A 20372-nucleotide genomic window follows, 5' to 3' on the forward strand; every position below is an offset into this window, starting at 1 on the left:
TAATAATATAAATTCCTAAAGAATAAAAAAATTCTCAAAATCAATATATTAATTCCGAGAATTTTCTTAATATCTTTCAATAAAAACATAGGTTAAGCAAACACTATGATTTTATTAAGCTATATTTTAAATATGTGTTAATATATGCAATAGGTGAGTTGACATTAAAAATATGTACTATTTTACTTTGTGCTTTTTCATATCTAAATTACTAACAACATATATAGCAATTAAAGCTAATAAAAATCCCGGTACAATTTCATAAAGATTAAATATTGGTGCTGAAAAATAGTTTTTAAATATTGGCCAAATTGCTGATGTAATCCCACCAATTAACATACCTGATACCGCACCATTTCTAGTGATATTTTTCCAGAATAGTGATAATAAAATTACGGGGCCAAAGGCACATCCAAACCCTGCCCATGCATATGATACCAGTTTTAAAACTGAACTATCTGGATTAAGTGAAATACAAAATGCTATAAGAGCTACAACTAATACCGACAATCTACTAATTCCTATAAGCTCTTTATCTGAAGCTTTTGGCTTAATAATAGATCTGTAAATATCCTCTGAAATTGTAGAAGATATAATTAAAAGTTGAGAATCAGCTGTACTCATAATTGCAGCTAATATTGCTGATAATAATACTCCAATAAATATTAATGGAACACATTTGTGAACTAATAAAATAAATATAGTTTCAGAATCCGCACCTGTTAAGTTAGGGAAATAATAATGTCCAACAAGACCTATACCAGTTGAAGCTAAAAGTGTTATTATAACCCAAACTGTAGCTATTCTTCTTGAAATTTTAATTTCTTCTGGATTTTCTATAGCCATAAACTTTGTAATAATATGAGGTTGTCCAAAATATCCAAGCCCCCATGCAAGAGATGAAATAATTCCCACAACTGCCATTCCTATAGTTCCACTACTTGATCCAGTTATAAAACCAATATCTAATGGATTTAAAAGTGATGGATCAAAAGTTGATAATATATTTCCTACTCCACCAGCTTCTACTATAACTATTATAGGCAATACAAGTAATGTAAAAAACATTAATAACCCTTGAATTATATCTGTATAACATACAGCCATAAATCCTCCTAAAAAAGTATAACTTACAACAACTAATCCACATATTATAACAGAAACTATATATGGGGTTCCAAAAACTGTTGTAAATAATTTTCCTCCTGACACAAATCCTGAGGCAGTATATGGTATAAAAAATACAAGTATGAATAACGAAGAAATTAATTTTAATGTTCTTGATTTATCATTAAATCTATTTTCTAAATAAGATGGTACTGTTATTGAATCTGAATATTTTTGAGTATCTACTCTAAGTCTTTTAGCAACTATTTTCCAATTCAAATATGTTCCAATAGCTAGTCCTAAAGCCATCCATACAGATCCTGATAAACCTGTTAAAAAAGCTGCTCCTGGAAGTCCAAGTAATAACCAGCCACTCATGTCCGAAGCTTGTGCACTTATAGAACTTCCCCAATATCCAAGTTTTCTTCCACCTAATGTATAATCTGATAAATTATTAGTTCGACGATAAAAATGTAGGCCTATACATAACATTACTACCAAATATAATGCAAATGTACCCCCAATTATTATTTTTTCATTCATTTATATAAACCTCCTAAATATAAGTAACAATTTTGTACGAATGTAACGATTTTAACAGAAAACTCATGTGAATTCAATTTTCTTAGTCAAAATAGGATTAGTATTTTTATTTATAATTAATATGTCTTCTTGCTTTTTTACAAATTTTAATATATAATATTGCTAAATTTTATATTTTGCTGTGAATAGAAGTAGTAATAATAAAATGTATCTTTTAGAGAGCTATTGTATGGTGTGAAATAGTGTTACATTATTATGAACTTGTCTACGAGCTTACTTGTTAAAAACAAGTACGGGTAACTATCCGTTAAATATATCAAGCGAGAAGATTAAATTATATTTTTTCTTCTAATAAGAGTGGTACCGCGGAATTTTGCTTTCGTCTCTTAATTTTAGAGATGAGAGCTTTTTTTTATACAATAAATTAATTCAATTGATAATTTACAATCTACAATTGACATTGAAAGAGAAAGCTTACAATTTTTTAATTGTACATATTTCTTAAGAAATATAATCCTTCATTGTCTATTGTTCATTGTTCATTGTCCATTGTTATTTTGGAGGTTAATTATGGAAAATTATAGTACTAAAATCGATGAAAAATGGCAAAAGATTTGGGAAGAAAATGAAACTTACAAATTTAACCCAGAAAATTTAGATAAGAAACTTTATACACTTGAAATGTTCTCTTATCCCTCAGGAGCTCAATTACATGCTGGTCACTGGTTTAACTATGGGCCAACTGATTCATGGGCAAGACTAAAAAGAATGCAAGGTTATAACGTATTCCAACCAATGGGTTTCGATGCTTTTGGGTTACCTGCTGAAAATTATGCAATAAAAACAGGTATACATCCTAAAGATTCTACATTTAAAAATATTGAAACTATGGAAAAACAATTAAAATCTATGGGTGCTATGTTTAATTGGGAAAATGAAGTTGTTACTTGTTCACCTGATTACTATAAATGGACTCAATGGTTATTCTTAAAACTTTATGAAAAAGGATTAGCTTACAGAAAAAAAGCACCTGTTAATTGGTGTCCATCTTGTAATACAGTTTTAGCTAATGAGCAAGTAGTTGATGGCTTATGTGAAAGATGTGATTCTGAAGTTAAAAAGAAAGATTTAACTCAATGGTTCTTCAAAATAACTGATTATGCTGATGAATTATTAGACAAATTAGATGGATTAGATTGGCCAGAAAAAACTAAATCTATGCAAAAACATTGGGTTGGAAGATCATATGGTGCACAAGTTACATTTAAAGTTAAGGATTCTGACTTAAAGTTTGATGTATTTACTACAAGAGTTGATACTTTAAATGGTGTAACTTATGTTGTATTAGCACCTGAAAATAAATTAGTTAACGAATTAACTCTTCCAGAATATAAGGACGCTGTTGAAGCATATAAAGAAGATGCAAGTAAACAATCTGATATAGAAAGACAATCATCATCAAAAGAAAAAACTGGTGTATTTACTGGTTCATACGCCATAAACCCTATAAATGGAAAAGAAGTTCCTGTATGGATTGCTGACTATGTATTAGCTACATATGGTACTGGTTGTGTTATGGCAGTTCCAGCACATGACGAAAGAGATTTCGCATTTGCAAGTAAATTTAATTTACCAATAGAAAGAGTTATTACTAATAAACAAGGTGATGAACCAGAACTTCCATTCTGTGAGCATGGAATACTTGTTAATTCAGGAAAATTTGATGGTTTAACTACAGATGAAGCTAAAAAAGCTATTGTTAGTGAACTTGAAAAAGATGAATTAGGACAAATGAAGGTTAACTTCAGATTAAGAGATTGGTTAGTTTCAAGACAAAGATACTGGGGAGCTCCTATTCCAGTTATATACTGTGATGAATGCGGAATAGTTCCAGTTCCTGAAAAAGACTTACCAGTAGAACTTCCTTATAATGTTGAGTTTACTCCAGATGGTAAATCACCACTTGGAAAATGTGAAGAATTTATAAATACTACTTGTCCTCACTGTGGTAAACCTGCAAAAAGAGAAGCGGATACTTTAGATACATTTGTATGTTCTTCTTGGTATTATTTAAGATACCCTGATAACAAAAATACTGATGCACCTTTTGATCCTGAATTAATAAATAAAATGTTACCTGTAGATAAATATGTTGGTGGACCAGAGCATGCTTGTATGCATTTATTATATGCAAGATTTATAACTAAAGCATTGAGAGATATGGGATACTTAAAATTTGATGAACCATTCTTAAGCTTAACTCACCAAGGATTAATCTTAGGACCAGACGGATTAAAAATGAGTAAATCAAAAGGAAATACAATCTCTCCAGATGACTATATTAAAGAATTTGGTGCTGATGTATTTAGAATGTATTTAATGTTCGGTTTCGCATATGTTGAAGGTGGTGCATGGAGTGATGATGGAGTTAAATCTGTTGCTAGATTTGTAGATAGAATTGAAAGAACTTTAGAATCATGCAGAGATATCATTAATGCTTCAGAAAATATTAAGACTACTATGGATTCTGAAGAAAAAGACTTAAACTTCTGGAGACATACAGCTATTAAAGGTGTTAGCGAAGATGCAGAAAAAATGCAATTTAATACTGCAATAGCAAGACTTATGGAATTTACAAATGCTATTCATAAATATATTCAAGCTGATACTAAAAATCCTACATTCTTAAAAGAAACTGTAGTAGATTTCTTAAAATTATTAGCACCATTTGCCCCTCACTTTACTGAAGAACATTGGAACTTATTAGGTCATAACTCAACTATATTTAATGAAAAATGGCCTGAATTTAATCCAGCTGCTTTAATTAAAGATGAAGTTGAAATAGCTATTCAAGTTAATGGTAAAATAAAAGCTAAAATTATGATACCATCAAACTTAGATGAAGAAGGCATAAAGAAAGCTTCATTAGAAAACGAAACTATAAAAGCAACTACTGAAGGTAAAAATATAATAAAAGTAATTGTTATAAAAGGCAGACTTGTTAATATAGTTGTAAAATAGAAAATTTAATTATATCCTTCTTTTTAGAATTATATAATTTCAATAAAAAAATAGTATCCTGAGAATATAACTTCTTCTTGATACTATTTTTTTATATTTGCCTTTTCCAACTTACTTAGCAACGTTAAATTTCTTTGTTAATAACCACATTTACCGCTTGTCTCAATTTTATAAAAAAATATTCTGTGTTTTAACAGAGGTAATATTATAGTATATTAGCGTAGTGGCATTGGAATTTTCTTTTTAGAACTCTTAATATTTCGTTCCTCGAACTTACTCAACGACTAAACAGGAGTCGAGTTTCCTTTTGCAACCTGATTCATTTATTTTTCTTATATTTGCAAATTCTTAATGCACTAAATTTCATAAAAAAATATTCTGTGTTTTAAATAAAGTTGATATATGCAATATGTAAAGTGGCATTGTAATNNTACTGCTTGTCTTAATTTTACATTGAGAGCAAGCTAAAATTGGACTATACTCATTTTAGTATTCCTAAGTTCAATTACTTAGTCCACTTTGCTTATGCATATATAAACTTGTCTGTTAAAACACAGAATATACTAATCTTCTTTTAATTCAAATTGTGCAACCATGTAATCTAAGCTTTCTGCTTGTGCTGTTAATTCTTCACTAGCAGCTGTACTTTCTTCTGCTATTGATGAATTAGATTGAATTACATTAGCTATATCTTCTATTCTTTCATTTATCTTATTAAGAGATTCTGATTGTTCTTCTGCTAAATTAACTATATTAACAACTAATTCAGTTGCTCCTTTAGTGTGTTCTACAACTTCTTTTAATGAGCTTGCTGTATTATCTGCTATTACTTTACCTTCATTTACAGATTCTATTGAGTTCTTAATAAGTTCTGTTGTTCTCTTAACTGCTTGTGAGCTTTGTTCTGCTAGCATTCTTACTTCATCTGCAACAACTGCAAATCCTTTACCAGCTTCCCCTGCTCTTGCTGCTTCTATTGCTGCATTTAAAGCTAATAGATTAGTTTGTTCAGCTATATCAGCTATTGTTTTTATTATATTTTGTATATTTTTAGATGAAACATCAATATTGCTCATAGCACTTAACATATCTTCCATTTGTTTGTTACTATCTTCAATATATGTAACTAATTGATTTACAATTTCATTAGTTCCATTTGCATGCTTAGCTGTACCTTTTAATTGTTCATTAATATCCCCAATTGATGCTGTTAATTCATCTATTGAACTTGCTTGATCAGATGCTCCTTGTGCTAATACTTGAGCTACTGAAGCTACCTCCTGAGATCCACTAGAAACTTGTTGTGTTGCTTCTCTTATTTGAGTAAATGTATTATTTAATGATGATACTATTTTTATTAAAGATTCTTTTATACCTACAAAATCACCTTTATATTCACCTTCTACATTTACATTAATGTTTCCATTAGAAATACTTCCTAGTACTTCATCTATTTCAGAAATATAAATTTTTAAATATTGAGCTGTATTATTTAATGCTTTAGCAACTTTTCCAAATTCATCATCTGAATTAATATTTATATTTGCACTTAAATTACCAGCTGCTACTTCATCAGCAAATATACTTATATTTGTTAATGGTTTAAGCATATTAGTTGAAAACTTATATATTGTTAAAATAACTGCTATTATAATTAATATTGCTATTATTAGCATTAATATTAATAGTTTAGTACAAATTGAGAAAAGTTCACTTTCATATACTACATTCACTACCATCCAATTAGTAACAGGTACTTTATGATAAAATGCTAGCTTCTTTCCAGTGCCCATACCCAATTTAATTATACCTTTATCTTGTGATTTTATAGCAGATGATAACTTTAGCATTTCCTTATCTTCTAGTGTATTTATATTTTCTTTCATAACATATTCTTGATTTGGATGTGATATAAATGTCCCATTATCTGCTATTAACATTCCATATCCTTTTTCTCCATATTTTAATTCTTTTACTTTATTTTCTACTACTTCTATAGCTAAGCTAGATGCTGCCCCTATTTTAGCCTCTCCCATTTCATCCTTCTTCCAAGCAATCATCATAACAACATTTCTCTTATATGCTTCAGAATATGTAGGATTTAAAATTATATCATAAGGACCATTATTATCAGAAAACTTTTTAAAACTTTCTTCTAAAGCCGCTTTAGCCCATGGAGAAGTTTTACACTCATCTGCATTTACATTATAATATCTTGCAAAAAGCTTATTTGAATTCTCTATACTTTTCCATTCATTTGCTGAAATTCCATTTAAAATATGTAAAGCTGCATATTCATTAGGATATGTATTATTAACAAAAGTCCAACGTGATAAATTCAACTGGTCTATAAGAGCTATAGATTCATCATTATTTTCTAAGTTCAAGTCTGGATTAATCTCTAAAACACGCTCTAATATAGGACTTTGAGCTACTTCCTTTACTTCTGAAAGTCTTGAATTCAACCAAGTGTCAATATTATTTACAGCCTCTGCTTCCCTTTCTGACATAAGATTAACTAATTCTTTTTCTATCATATTTTTTGCAGAACCATATGTTATTGATGTTAGTAATAATAATCCAACAGCAACTATTGGTATGATTATTAACATTAATTTAGATTTTACAGATGTTTTCTTAAAATCAAGATTAATATTTTTCTTCATGATTACCCTCCTAATAATATCTATTTTAAAATGTAGCATTTGATTCAAAAATCACTATTTATTTTTGAAAGCTTTTATTGTGAAGCCATACATGATTTAATTCATTTTTATCTTTATTAAAAGTATTTCTTTTTCTAAATTCTTTTGCTGGAACTCCTGCAACTAACACATTTTCTTCTACATCTTTATTAACTAAAGAACACGCTGCAACTATTCCTTTTGTTTTTATTTTTACTCCTGGAAGTATTGTTGAATTAGAATATATTTTTGCATAATCTTCTATTACTACCTCGCTATATTCTCTAAAAGAATGATTATCTTCTTTATGAGAATGAGTAAGTATAGTTACCCCCTCACCTATGCCAACAAAATTTCCAACTTTAATTCCTCCTTTTGAATCTATAAAAGTTCCTCTATTAATAAATACATCATCACCAAATTCAATATTATCTGGTACATTAAATCTAACATTTTCTTCAGCTATAAAATTTTCTCCACAAGATTTAAATAATTTTTTAGCTAAAATCCTTCTATAAGGAATTGCAAAATTAGCTATAAGACACATGGGTGACTTGTCCAATACATCCCATAAAAAATGTAAATATCTTTTCTCCTCCGATATTCCATTTTCCGCAACTTTAGGTAAATAATCTCCATATAATTTAATTTCATCTAATATTTCAAATGGAATAGAACAATTTAAAATTTTTAAAATTTTTATCATTCCATCTTTATCTATTCCATATTGAATAATATCTTCTATCTGTTGTAATAGTTCATCTATTTTCTTCATAAGTATTTTCTCCTTACCCTTAAAATGATTTTCTTATTTGTAATAACAAAAAACTCTTTAAATACACCCCCTTGTAAAATTATTAGTTTTCTTTTGTATTTTTATATAAAACGTATTCTTAAAAGTTAATCATCCATTTTTTCTTTTGCATTCATTAAATTACCTTTCAATTTATATTAATTTTAAGTTGCTAACACTTTAATCTACTAAAACAAAAAAATCGCTAAGAGACTGTGGAACGTCGATTTTTTAGCTATGTACTCTTTTCAAACGTAGTGCAGAAATAATGGTGCATAATATGAATTCCTAAATAATAAAAAAGTATCTATGAATTCATAGACACCAAAATTTTAAATTATACAATTGTAAATTAACTGTATTTTGGCAACCTGACGATCATAGAAAATAAATTTTCCTTAGACTCATAAGCTTTGCGACCTTATTTTTCAATAAGTGTGCTATTATCATTCATATTTTGTTAAACACTAAATATGATAACATTATATCCCTTATAATTCAACAAAATATTTCATTATAAAGATAATTATAGAAATAAATCTCACTTTATCTTTAATTTTAAAAATAAAAGTAATAAAAAAACCTATGTATAATTCATATCTTTTTAATAATGAAGTATACATAGATTTTTTTGTGATATTAAAATATATTTTTATAATAATTATATTTCTATATCGTTATTTAAAATTTTTTTAAATTCTTTAAGTACATCTCTTACTTTATCTTCTTCTAATTGTTTATAGTTCTTTATATACCCTGATGTATCAAGAGATACATATAAATTTTTACTCATTTCAATCCAATTTTCTGGAATATATACCCATAAAACTTCTTCATAATTACAACTTAAAAGAAAATGCTCCATTCCCCAAAATGAATATTCTTCTATTTCATGTAATTTATTAAATGTATTATAGTCTTCTACTACTTTTAATTCCAATTTATATTCATATATATCAACATAGAAAAAATCGAATTTTTCTGGTTTTGCTTTAAATGCATCTCCATGTATAATCTTAACTTTTTTATTTTCTCCAAAGTTTTTCTTATACATTTCTATTACTTCTTCACTAATTTCATATACTATAACTTGATTTACCTTAGTTTTTTTTGCAATCTTATCCACTACGTATCCAAGACCAAGACCTACAATTCCTACTTTACCTTTAGCAAATTTTATTGCTTGATAAGAACTTTCTATTTCTTTTGGTGTAATACGCATAAGGCTTTTATCATCTTTTAATAATTGTATTATAGGTAAATCATATTCTTCTGTATTTTCATACATATATCCTTGAAGTTTTATTCCCTTACTACTTTTCTTTTTTATAGAATAACAGTCAAGGGTACATTCATTTATAAGAGAATTATATTCTTGTACTTCTTTTACTATAAAATCTTTATTATACGGTTTCATAAATTTTTCCCTTCTAAAACTAATATAAAACTTATTATATAAATTATTATTAATAATATAAACCCTTTTAATACTTAAAATTATAAATTTTAACCTTAATACTTTAAAGAGATAAATTACTGATAAATTATATCATACTTTATACCTCCAAACTATATTTTATATGATTTATAATCTTTTTATTTTGTATCTTGTATGATATACTTAATTCATTAACATTTTTGTTAATCATTTTAATTTAAGTAGGTGATTTATATGAAAAACATTACTATAAGCGAAGAAGCTTATAATGAATTCAAAGGTTTTTTAGATGATAATAACATATCTGATTTTAATATTAGAATAAATTTTGCTGGTGCTGCTTGTAGCGGTCCAATATTTAATATCTCAGTATCTCAAGCTACTGATACTGATGTTGTAGAAAAAGTAAATGATGTATCTTTCATCATGGAAAAAACTTTAATAGAAGAATTTGGTGGCTTTATAATACTTTCTACTAATGAAAATGAAGGTAGAGGTCTTACCTTAAAACCAGTTATAGCTCCTGCTGGAGGCTGTGGTGGTTCATGTAGTGGATGTCACTAATATATACAATACAACTACTTAAATTAAGTAGTTGTATTTTTTTATTTACCTTCGTTAATAATATCTATATTATTAACATTTTCAATATTACTTACACTCAATTGAATATTCGAATACTCATCACTAATATCATATATCCCTTGTAACATATCAATCCAATAATTATTTCTAATACTTTTCTTTTCTCTATCTACTCCAGTAAAATTTGACAATTTTGTAGAATTAAACTCTTCAAAATAATGATATATTTTTTCTGCTAACTCCTTCATAACAACAAAATCATCCAAATAATTTTCATTTAATATTAAACCAGATTCTCTATTTTTCATAGCTTCATTTAATACAATAAACATATATTCTTTTATTCTGCCATGTACTTCATTTTGTATTATTTTTTTAGTTTCTATTTTTTTAGAAAATATTGAAAAACTGTTTGCTTTATATTCCCTATACTGTTCCCATAATTCTATTGTATCATTTGCAATAATTTCATAATTCTTATAGAGCTTTAATAATTCTTCATTTTTTATGCACCCTTGATCTATGCTCATATTAAGAATGTCCATGTTGCTTTCATTTCTTTGTCTTATATCTTCGATATTAAGTTGAGATTCCCTACCAATTCTATATTTATAATCTCTTATATTAACATAGCTAAAAATATTTATTATTAAACTAATAGCAAATAATACAGTTATAATAATCGCATAATCTCTTACTTTAAATTTTTTACTCACACTTCCCCTCCTTAATTGCTTATGCACATATCAATAATCTGCTTAAACAGGTCATTTTAATTACTTACTTGTTATCTAGCCCAATCATGTATTACTGAATTAACCATACGTAACCCAATATTTCCTTCAACTTTTTCTTCCTTATCACTGCTTATTCTCTTTACTGTTCCATAATGATTTTTTAATGAGAATTCTTCTGAACCAATTAACACCCATATTATTCTTTTATTCAACGGCTTTATATCTAATTCCTTTTCTCCTACACCATCTGTAAAATAAATTAATACAGCATTTCTTAAATTATTTTCTAATATATATCTAAATACCGGAGTAAAGGCAGTTGATCCATTATTTTCACTTCTCTTTTTTATATCTTTTGGACTTCGTAATTTGTATACTCTTTTAATGGTATCATCACATTCTATTATTATTATATCATTATTTATAGTTTTACTAATCTCTAATATTTCAACCAAAATTTTATGTAAAGTATCATCACTCATACTTGCACTTATATCAATTGCAACTATTAATTTTGAGTTATTTTTTGGTAATCTTCCTCTCAAATCTAATCTATTAGGTTGCCTCCTATTTCTTCTAGTTGTAGTTTTTTTATATCCATTTTTTACAGATGGTAATAAATTTTTTAATATTCTTTGCCAAGATATCTCTGCGTTTTCACTATAAGCTAAAATTATGTCTTCAATATCACTTGGCATATTTTTATCACATATGCTAACTGCTGTTTTCTTCGTTAAACTTTCAATGTCTTCTTGAGATATATCTATTTCTTCCCATATATCATGAGCATTCTCTAAATTAATTTCATCTAATGACTCTTCTTTGTCAATTTTAGGGTCCTTTATTCTTGACTTAATTGATTTATAAATTTCCTCTGCATATTCTTCTGCACTTCTATCTTCTTTTAAATTTAAATTATATTCCATATTTATAGAATTAATCTTTTTACTCCAAGGTGGAAGATTTTTTATATATTGATTTATCGAAATATCTAGTGCAGTATTTATAGCTTCTTTACTTAATCTTTCTTTCATTTTTCTCTCTCTAGAAAAATGTGAATACATTATATGATAAATCTCATGCTTAAATAATGCTGACATTTCTTTCTTTTCACACTGTAAAAATAATATAGGGTTAAAGTACATGTTAAATCCACTTCTTTTAGGAATAGTAGCTATAGGTGATTTCAACTCAATTCTTATTTGCCTTTTTACTCTTAACATAAATTGACCAAAAAATGAATCTTCACTTTCTAATAAATCAAGAATAACCTCTTCAACTAATTCGAAGAAACTCTTTATATACATATTATCAAATTCATCAATACTTTTTATATTATACGCTTTTTTTAAAAGTTCTTCTTTTTTATTATTAAAATCCACCTAACTCCTCCTTTCGATTGTATTCATGTCTATTTAATGCAACTATACTTAATATTTAAACTTAACTACTCTGCTAAGCTTTACCTATATACATATTAACATTTTACTGAAAATATGCTATTTGATAAATATGTTAAAAAAGCTTTCTATAAATTCATCTTGATTTAATAACAATTCATATAACCCATCTTTATGGTCTTTCTTAATTTCTTTCATTATTCCAAGTCTTAAATCTCTAGGATATAAATCTAACACCTTTGAAAATAATATTAAATTCTTTTCTGAAGAATTTCTTTCTACAAATAAGATTGCATTTTTAGCTAATATATATAATCTTGAGTGATTTTCATTTTCTAACTTTTCCTTTAAATCAAAACTTAAAATTTCATTTTCAAATAACTCTTCAACTTTGATCAGTGGTTTTCTTATATGAAGTATAAAATCAGCAAAATCATTACATATGTTAGATCCAACATTTCCTCTCACTGTATTTAAAAATATATTAAAATCATATTTATCCTTGTTATTTAAATACACCTCATAAGCTTTAGATATTCTATGCCAGCTTCTTGGAGTTGCTTTTATGCTTTCCATTGAGTTTGGCGTATGTAAGTATTGAGGAAATGTAGATATAAATTCTATTATGTGTTCATGAATATTCCCATCTGTACTCATTCCCCATTTTATCCATTCCTTTACGTCAGATTGCATTTCTAACCATACAAATCTATCTTCTTGAGCTGGATCCATATCTACGACTTCATATTGACTGTCTGAAAATCCATCATATTTATTTGATGGATTCATAGCTGCAATAACTTTCACTCTTTCATCTAAAACATAACCATTTATCTCTCTGTTTAATATAAGGTTCATAAGTTCCTGTGAAACTGCATGGTCACATCTATTTAATTCATCAATAAATAATATAACCCCATTTATATCATCTTTACATAATAAATTTTTTACCTCTATCAACTTATTATGTGTTGCATACACTACCTCCCTATTTTCTACTACAGGCAATCCCCCTATTTCTCCCTCTTTTAAAAGATTTGCGTCTATAGTAACTAATGAATAATTATCATTTTTAGCTATCTCTCTAACTAATGATGTTTTTCCTATTCCACTTTCTCCAATTATTAATGGTACATCCTTTGAATTCATAACTAAATCAGCTGTTTTTAAAGTTTCTGTATAATTCAAAATATCTTCCCCCTTTATTGCATGTAATATTTTTTATTACTTAAAATTAATTATAATTCTCATCTCATTTATATAGCTTAACATTACATAGATAATTTATAATCAACTAATATTTTCTTTGCATTTTTAGATCCATATTCCCAGACAAAATTAACTTTATCCATTTCTAAGATTTCTAATTCTAAAAAGTCTCTCATGTATTTTTCTTCTATATTTTCATTTTTTATCTTATCCATTAGAACTTCTATAACTAAATCTATATCTATATTTTCATAAATATATTTAACAACATTTATATTTTTATAAATAAATAATTTTACTTCATCTAAATCATAATTAGAAATATAATTTATTCCTTCCTCATGTGATGCAATAGCTGCTAATTTTGCATTTAAAGTTGGGTTTTTTATATACCTAATTGCCGAATAATAATTTTTAATAGCTGTTAATTGTACTTCTTCTGACGGATTTTCTATATATTTAATAGCATCAAAATCTCTTTCAACAGCTAAAATTCTCAATTCTTCAGATGGATTTTTTATAAATTGAATTGCCCATCCCTTAGTATTAATAGCTTCTCTTATTATTTTTTCTGTTGGATTTTTTATATATTTTAATGAATTCCATAATGCTTTTACACATATAGCTCCAACATCTTCATAGACATTATCAATATATTGTATTGATAAAGGACTACCTTTTATTGCTTCTAACTGCACTTCTTTACTTGGATTTTCAATATATTTTATATTATTTGCATTATTTTTAACTATAAATAAATTAAGCTCATCATCTATATATCTAATTTCTTTAATATATTCTGGATTTTCTTTTAACTTTTTCATTAATTCTTTTCCTATCATGATTATATAATCCTTTCTTTTGAAATTTTACCTATTATTAAAGCTATGTTTGATATACTATCAAACATAGCTTTAATATTATTCTCTATATTTTTCAACATCTTTTTTAACATAAAATAACAAGTTATCCAATTCCCAAATTTCTCCGTATTGAATAAGTTTATTTAAAGTCTTTTCATGTCTTGCTGCTTCTGCTTCTTTACCTAATGAGCTTAAAGTCAATAAAGAGTTCATAATATTTGAAATTATGCTAGATTTCACTTCAAAAAGCTTTTGGGCATCTTTTATTTCATCTTTTATTTGTAGCATTTCTTCATCTAATTTAAAAGCTGCATCAGCTGAACTTTTAAGTTTTTCTTTCAACTGAGTAGGTATGTTTTGTTTATATTTATAATTAAGCGAATGTTCAATAGTAGCCCAAAAATTCATAGCCAAAGTTCTAATTTGGAACTCTGCAAGAATATCTACTGGTCCTTCTGCCATATTTACTTGATATTTTATTATCATGTGGTAGCTTCTATAACCACTTTCTTTTACATTTCTAACATAGTCTTTTTCATAAAGAATTTGCATGTCCTTTCTTCCACGCAATAATTCTACAACTTTAGTTATATCATCTACAAATTGACACATTATTCTTATTCCAGCTATGTCTTCTAATTCATATCTAACTTGATCTATAGGTATTTCAAATTTATTAGCTTTTTCTAATATACTAGAAACTTCTTTTACTCTGCCAGTAACAAACTCTATCGGTGAATATTCATTTTTTCTTCTATATTCTTTTCTTATAGACTTTAATTTTACCTTAAGTTCCTCTACTGCTTGCTCATACGGCATTAAAAAACTTTTCCAATCGTTTATTGCCATAAATACCATCCTTTTAAATATCATTCATATTTATTATATCAAAAACTTTAGATTATGTGTAATTATTTATCTAATTAGAATTATTTTTTTTAATAGTATATTGTGGTATAATTTAATGGTTAAAATTATAAATTTAATAAAAGTAAATTATAATTTGACATGTAATTTATATTGAGGTGAAATAAAGTGTGTGAGGCAGAAATAAGAAAACATTTATTTCTAAAGCAAGTGCATTGTCCTATATGTGAATTTAAATTTAAAGTTAATGCTGTGAAAGTTAATTCGCCAAGGATACTATCTAAAGATTCTGATTTTTTCATAAGATATTCTTCACCAAATCCTTATTTTTATGATATATGGATTTGTAACAATTGCGGATATGCTTCTATGAAAATAGATTTTTTTAAGATAAAAAAACATCAGAAAGAAATTGTTTTAGAAAAGATAAAACCTTTATGGAAACCTAGAGATTATCCAGATATAATTACTGCAAGTATTGCTGTTGAGCGTTATAAACTTGCATTAGTGACTTCTGTAATATTAAACTCTAATTATAGCAACAAAGCTATGATTTCTTTAAAAATTGCTTGGATGTATAGACTTTTAGGTGATATACAAAATGAATTGCATTTTTTAGAAAAAGCATTAAAAGGTTTTAATGAAGCATACATTGTAGAATCATTTCCCATGTATGGTCTTCAACGTGATTCTACAATGTATATTTTAGGAGAACTAAATAGACGACTTGGTAACGATTCAGAGGCCCTTATATGGTATTCTAAAGCTATAACAACTATTGGGGCTTCATATAAAATAAAAGAATTAGCTAGAAATGGTCGAGATTTAATAAAAGCAAACGATAATTAATATAATTAAAGACTTTAGAACTATAAATAAAGGGGGATAAAATCTTATGGGATTTTTTCAAAACAAAAGATATACAGAAGATAAGACTTTAGAAAATACACAAAATATCACTTTACCACAAACTAATGATAATTCAGAAATTAGTAAAATAGGTACAGGTCTTTCTGAATTAAAAATTGAAAGTTCTAAAATTCATAACTCTATTAACGATATTAATTCATCAGTATCACATTTAGCAAACTTATCAATGTCTGAAAATCATGAAGCAAACCATGCAACAGATTTATTACATGATTTTAGATCTAATATGGAAGAATTAGCATTAAATGTTGCTAATGTTCATGGACAAGTATTAGATACAGATAAAGTCGCTGATAATGGAATTGTATCAATTGAAAATTTAGATACATCATTAAATGAATTACAACATATGTTTACAGTTTCAACTAAAACTATAAATGCTTTAGTTAGTAAATTAGAATCTGTAAATATGATAACTGATTCTATCAGTCAAATAGCTAGTCAAACAAATCTTTTATCATTAAATGCTGCAATAGAAGCTGCAAGAGCTGGTGAAGCTGGTAAGGGATTCTCAGTTGTTGCTGGTGAAGTAAGAAAACTTGCAGAAAACTCAAAATTAGCGGTTCAAAGTATAACAGATATATTAGAAGAAATTAAAACAGATATAATTCAAGCATCAGAAGCTATGAATTCTGGAAATTCCGCTTTAGCTGTTCAACATACTTCATTAAATGCTACAAAAGGTAGTTTTAATAATATTAAATCTTCTATAGAAGAAACTATTGATGAAATTACAACTTGTATAGGAAATCTTACAACTGCTTCAAATAAAAAAGATGATGTTATTAATTGTGTTGAAAAAGTAAATGATATTGCAAGAAAAAATTCTGAATTAACTCAAGAAATTGCGTCTAAATTAGATGTTCAATCAGATTCTTTAGATAACTTTAACAATACATTAAACAACCTAAGTAAAAGTATTACTAAATAATATATTAATTTAAGGCTATGTTTTGGCAGAGTGTCGATATATGCATAAGCAAAGTGGACGGAGTAAATGAACTTAAGAACACTAAAATGAGTATAGTCCCATTTTAGCTTGTTCCCAATATAAAATTAGGACAAGCAGTAAATGTAACAATACTTATTAAGGGTTCTAAAAGTCCATTTACAATGCCACTTCACATATTGCATATATCAACACTGTTTTAAAACATAGCCTTAAATTAAAACTAACAAAAAAAGAAAAGATGTAGAAAAAATATTTTTTCTACATCTTTATTCCATAATAAGCTTTGGATTAAAATTAAGATAATCTGCTGATGATAATATATATTCTATTCCATCTAAATCACCATCTAATAAATTACCTTTTAATGATGGACCGTGTAGGTGTCCATATATAACTTTCTTTACACCATATTCTTTAAATATTTCTAAAAAGGCTGATTTTTCAAACTTATCATTAGTTGGAGGATAATGAATCATAACTATAATATCTTCATATCCATTACTTTTTGCCGACTCTAAAGATAATTTCAATCTTATTTGTTCTCTACTATAAATTTTTTCATCCTTAGATGAATACTTATCTCCCCCAGGACAGATCCAACCTCTTGTACCACAAATGGCATAATTTTTATAAGTATAAAAATTATTTTGAAGAAATTTTGTATTTTCATATAGTTTATTTAATTTAGATATACTTCCCCACCAATAATCATGATTTCCTTTGCTTATAATTTTTTTACCTGGTAAAGAATCTATCCAGTCTAAATCAAACTTGCTATCGCTTTCCTTAAGTGACCATGAAATATCTCCTGCTATTAATACCATATCATCATCGTTAACTTTTTCTAGCCAATTTTTCTTTATTTTTTCACAATGCCCAACCCAATTTTCCCCAAATATATCCATTGGCTTTTCAACATTCATTGCTAAATGCAAATCTGAAATAGTATAAAGTGCCATTAATTTATCACCTTTCCGTTTTTTACACAATTATAGTGTTTTATCTATATCAGTTACAAATGCTATTACATGAGCTACTGCCTCATACAACTCTGTTGGTATTTCATCTCCAACATCAACGTTACATAACAAATTTGCTAACTCTTTATTATAAACTATGGGAACTTCATTTTCTTGTGCCTTTTCTATTATTTTATCTGCAATATGTCCCATTCCTGATGCTGCTATAATTGGAGCTTCAGTATTATTTAATTCATATTTAAGAGCTGCTGCTTTTTTTCTTTCAGTCATATATACTCACTCCATAAACAATTTACACTCAAAATATATCTACTTTATTATACCTTAATATCAATATTTGAGATACTTAAATCATTAAAAAATTTGCCACAAGTTACTAAGTTAATAGGTTCTTCTCTTAATGAAACACTAACGTCTGTAATTAGTCCTAGTGTTTCTAATCCGGATTTTAATTTACTCTTATTTTTACTTATTATATCTACATACTTATTATCACACTTTAAATTTATATCTATCCTATTATCTTTTAACGTTAAATATCCATCAACATCACCTAAATGTATAGTTTTAACATTAACAACCATTTTTACATTAGTTTTATCTATTTTCTTTCCATCTTTTCTATTGTCTTTTATAATTAGTTTGCAAGGATATTCTTCTGCATTAACAGGAACTTGAAAATTCAAATAATAATACTGTTCACTTATAGAATTAAATACTTTAAATTCTCCAATATTACCTTTTATCATTTCCATAACCTTCTCATAACCTACTGCTTTATTATCAATATTGTTTATTATATCTTTTACAATATTTTTTACCTCATTAAATTTGTTTACCATTTCTTGTTTTATCAAATCTTTATTTGAGAAGTTTTCAATATCTTTTGAATATAAATTATTAAGATCAGGTTTTAATTGAGAAGTTTGACTTTTATCAAACTTAACTGCTTCTTGTTTTACGTCCTGTTCATTTATGTTAGTTTGTAATTTATATTTAATAAGATCATTAAATCTTTTAAATTCTTCATCAGTTAAATTTACTTCTTTATTTAAAATTTTTCCTAAAGTATTCTCTAATAAATTTTTACCATCTATAACTTTACTCTCTAGACCGTTGGATTTTATAGTTTCATCAGATAATCCTTTAGCTGATAATTCATTTTTGATTAAATTTACTATATCACTGTCTTCAAATTTTGATGTTAATGAAATTAATCTATTAAATTCTTTCGTTGTTAAATTCTCAGCTCTAGAATTAATTATATCCTTTAAATAATCATTTAAAATTCTCTCATTGTCACCAGTAATACTCTTTAGTAATGATACAACACTAACTTTATTCTTTGAAACATCATTTGAATCATATATTTTAGATATTAAAGAATTTTTATTATTATTTTTTAAAAATTCATTATTTATATTTTCTTTATTTAAATATTCTTTATTAGTTATTATCTCTTTATTTTGTATATCTTTTAAATTTGATTGTGAATTATCTAACTCCTGAGATAATTTATATAATAATTTTTCTATTGATAAATCACCCTTAAAAAGCTCATTAAAGCTTTTTATATTTTCTGTTGAAAATTCCATATTGTTTTCTAAAAATAATAATATTTCATCACTTGACATATTTTTAAAATTACTGAAAAATTCCACAAGATTTTGTTTTATAAATTCTCCCTTAGGAGTATTTATATCAATCCCTTTGCTTTGAAGATAATTTTGTATAAAATCATCTATATTGTCTGAGCTTAAGTTTATATTTTCATTGAATTGAATTAATCCTTTAATTTTATTTATATTATCCTTAGTTAAGGGTATATTATGTTTAATCATTTTTTCTAATATATTTATATCTTCTTTAGATAAACCTTCTTTATCAATTATATCTTTAAATACTTCATTAGAGACCTCTTCACCTTTTTGTTCACTGGATACTAATTTTAATTTTCCATCTTTAAAATCTTCTACTTGAAAATTTACTAGTTTAAGATCATCTAAGTTAACATTTCCATCAAGTTCTGCAATGAACTGCCATCCATCTGATAATCTTATAGTAACATCTTTACCTTCTCCCTTAGATACAATTCTTCCACTAAATTTTTCCCCTACTGAAAAAGTTAATTTACTAGAAAATTTTCTCGTATTACTATTATTATAGACATTATTTACATTCCAAATACCTGGCATTTATTTATTCCCCCCTTTAATCATAAATTATATATTAAACAAACCGTAAAATTATTTTTTCTAACTAT

16 protein-coding genes, 1 riboswitch and 1 other annotated feature are annotated in these 20372 nt (G+C 26.5%); of the genes, 4 read left to right on the forward strand and 12 right to left on the reverse strand.

Features of this window, described 5'->3' with window-relative positions:
- Positions 1–177 precede the first annotated feature (177 nt).
- Positions 178–1650 (reverse strand): sodium/proline symporter PutP, encoded by a 1473-nt coding sequence (putP, locus tag NG904_RS13520; RefSeq protein WP_252232023.1) that lies wholly within the window; start codon positions 1648–1650, stop codon positions 178–180.
- Between the two features lie 172 nt (positions 1651–1822).
- Positions 1823–2040: a binding site (T-box leader), on the forward strand.
- Positions 2041–2220: 180 nt separating this feature from the next.
- On the opposite strand from putP, the gene leuS reads away from it, so the two are divergent.
- Entirely contained in the window at positions 2221–4671 is a 2451-nt protein-coding gene (gene leuS / locus NG904_RS13525) for a leucine--tRNA ligase (protein ID WP_252211832.1), read from the forward strand.
- Positions 4672–5234: 563 nt separating this feature from the next.
- Here the strand turns inward: leuS and NG904_RS13530 are convergent.
- The 3 genes from NG904_RS13530 to NG904_RS13540 all read right to left on the reverse strand — a co-directional run bounded on the left by NG904_RS13530 (position 5235) and on the right by NG904_RS13540 (position 9565).
- On the reverse strand, positions 5235–7337 hold the full coding sequence (locus NG904_RS13530) for a methyl-accepting chemotaxis protein (protein ID WP_252232025.1): 2103 nt from the start codon (positions 7335–7337) through the stop codon (positions 5235–5237).
- 58 nt (positions 7338–7395) lie between these two features.
- Positions 7396–8130, reverse strand: coding sequence for an acyltransferase (locus NG904_RS13535; protein WP_252232027.1), 735 nt, complete (start codon positions 8128–8130; stop codon positions 7396–7398).
- A 380-nt stretch (positions 8131–8510) separates the two neighbouring features.
- A riboswitch (cyclic di-GMP riboswitch) is annotated at positions 8511–8600 on the reverse strand.
- A gap of 209 nt (positions 8601–8809) precedes the next feature.
- Positions 8810–9565 (reverse strand): methyltransferase domain-containing protein, encoded by a 756-nt coding sequence (locus tag NG904_RS13540; protein ID WP_252232029.1) that lies wholly within the window; start codon positions 9563–9565, stop codon positions 8810–8812.
- Between the two features lie 255 nt (positions 9566–9820).
- Between NG904_RS13540 and NG904_RS13545 the strand changes: the two genes are divergently transcribed.
- The gene (locus NG904_RS13545; RefSeq protein WP_252211828.1) at positions 9821–10150 is read left to right on the forward strand and encodes a HesB-like protein; all 330 of its coding nucleotides are present in this window, start codon (positions 9821–9823) and stop codon (positions 10148–10150) included.
- A 41-nt stretch (positions 10151–10191) separates the two neighbouring features.
- On the opposite strand, the gene NG904_RS13550 is transcribed toward NG904_RS13545, so the two are convergent.
- The 5 genes from NG904_RS13550 to yjbM all read right to left on the reverse strand — a co-directional run bounded on the left by NG904_RS13550 (position 10192) and on the right by yjbM (position 15229).
- Positions 10192–10887, reverse strand: a complete 696-nt coding sequence (locus tag NG904_RS13550; protein ID WP_252232031.1) for a hypothetical protein — start codon at positions 10885–10887, stop codon at positions 10192–10194.
- 71 nt (positions 10888–10958) lie between these two features.
- A complete protein-coding gene (locus NG904_RS13555) occupies positions 10959–12290 on the reverse strand; it encodes a vWA domain-containing protein (protein ID WP_252232033.1) in 1332 nt (443 codons plus the stop codon).
- A 117-nt stretch (positions 12291–12407) separates the two neighbouring features.
- A complete protein-coding gene (locus NG904_RS13560) occupies positions 12408–13496 on the reverse strand; it encodes an AAA family ATPase (RefSeq protein ID WP_252211825.1) in 1089 nt (362 codons plus the stop codon).
- An 83-nt stretch (positions 13497–13579) separates the two neighbouring features.
- Positions 13580–14359, reverse strand: coding sequence for a hypothetical protein (locus NG904_RS13565; RefSeq protein WP_252211824.1), 780 nt, complete (start codon positions 14357–14359; stop codon positions 13580–13582).
- A gap of 78 nt (positions 14360–14437) precedes the next feature.
- On the reverse strand, positions 14438–15229 hold the full coding sequence (yjbM, locus tag NG904_RS13570) for a GTP diphosphokinase (RefSeq protein WP_003373100.1): 792 nt from the start codon (positions 15227–15229) through the stop codon (positions 14438–14440).
- Between the two features lie 186 nt (positions 15230–15415).
- On the opposite strand from yjbM, the gene NG904_RS13575 reads away from it, so the two are divergent.
- Entirely contained in the window at positions 15416–16096 is a 681-nt protein-coding gene (locus NG904_RS13575; RefSeq protein ID WP_252211823.1) for a DUF2225 domain-containing protein, read from the forward strand.
- Between the two features lie 46 nt (positions 16097–16142).
- Positions 16143–17108 (forward strand): methyl-accepting chemotaxis protein, encoded by a 966-nt coding sequence (locus NG904_RS13580; protein WP_252211822.1) that lies wholly within the window; start codon positions 16143–16145, stop codon positions 17106–17108.
- 287 nt (positions 17109–17395) lie between these two features.
- Here NG904_RS13580 and NG904_RS13585 read toward each other — a convergent pair whose 3' ends face one another.
- From NG904_RS13585 to NG904_RS13595, 3 genes are read right to left on the reverse strand one after another with little or no spacing between them, the layout of a single operon-like run.
- Positions 17396–18088 carry a metallophosphoesterase gene (locus NG904_RS13585; RefSeq protein ID WP_252232035.1) on the reverse strand — a complete coding sequence of 231 codons (693 nt, stop codon included), beginning with the start codon at positions 18086–18088 and terminating at the stop codon, positions 17396–17398.
- A gap of 30 nt (positions 18089–18118) precedes the next feature.
- The gene (locus NG904_RS13590; protein WP_252211819.1) at positions 18119–18379 is read right to left on the reverse strand and encodes an EscU/YscU/HrcU family type III secretion system export apparatus switch protein; all 261 of its coding nucleotides are present in this window, start codon (positions 18377–18379) and stop codon (positions 18119–18121) included.
- Between the two features lie 47 nt (positions 18380–18426).
- Positions 18427–20304 (reverse strand): flagellar hook-length control protein FliK, encoded by a 1878-nt coding sequence (locus NG904_RS13595; RefSeq protein ID WP_252232037.1) that lies wholly within the window; start codon positions 20302–20304, stop codon positions 18427–18429.
- Between the last annotated feature and the right edge of the window lie 68 nt (positions 20305–20372).

Source organism: Clostridium sp. ZBS15 (assembly GCF_023845705.1).
Classification (GTDB): domain Bacteria; phylum Bacillota; class Clostridia; order Clostridiales; family Clostridiaceae; genus Clostridium; species Clostridium aquiflavi.

Coding starts and splice junctions, on each gene's coding strand:
- yjbM (WP_003373100.1), bottom strand. CDS start 15,229: ATGGCAATAAACGATTGGAAAAGTTTTTTAATGCCGTATGAGCAAGCA.
- NG904_RS13545 (WP_252211828.1), top strand. CDS start 9,821: ATGAAAAACATTACTATAAGCGAAGAAGCTTATAATGAATTCAAAGGT.
- leuS (WP_252211832.1), top strand. CDS start 2,221: ATGGAAAATTATAGTACTAAAATCGATGAAAAATGGCAAAAGATTTGG.
- NG904_RS13530 (WP_252232025.1), bottom strand. CDS start 7,337: ATGAAGAAAAATATTAATCTTGATTTTAAGAAAACATCTGTAAAATCT.
- NG904_RS13535 (WP_252232027.1), bottom strand. CDS start 8,130: ATGAAGAAAATAGATGAACTATTACAACAGATAGAAGATATTATTCAA.
- NG904_RS13585 (WP_252232035.1), bottom strand. CDS start 18,088: ATGGCACTTTATACTATTTCAGATTTGCATTTAGCAATGAATGTTGAA.
- putP (WP_252232023.1), bottom strand. CDS start 1,650: ATGAATGAAAAAATAATAATTGGGGGTACATTTGCATTATATTTGGTA.
- NG904_RS13540 (WP_252232029.1), bottom strand. CDS start 9,565: ATGAAACCGTATAATAAAGATTTTATAGTAAAAGAAGTACAAGAATAT.
- NG904_RS13590 (WP_252211819.1), bottom strand. CDS start 18,379: ATGACTGAAAGAAAAAAAGCAGCAGCTCTTAAATATGAATTAAATAAT.
- NG904_RS13580 (WP_252211822.1), top strand. CDS start 16,143: ATGGGATTTTTTCAAAACAAAAGATATACAGAAGATAAGACTTTAGAA.
- NG904_RS13595 (WP_252232037.1), bottom strand. CDS start 20,304: ATGCCAGGTATTTGGAATGTAAATAATGTCTATAATAATAGTAATACG.
- NG904_RS13565 (WP_252211824.1), bottom strand. CDS start 14,359: ATGATAGGAAAAGAATTAATGAAAAAGTTAAAAGAAAATCCAGAATAT.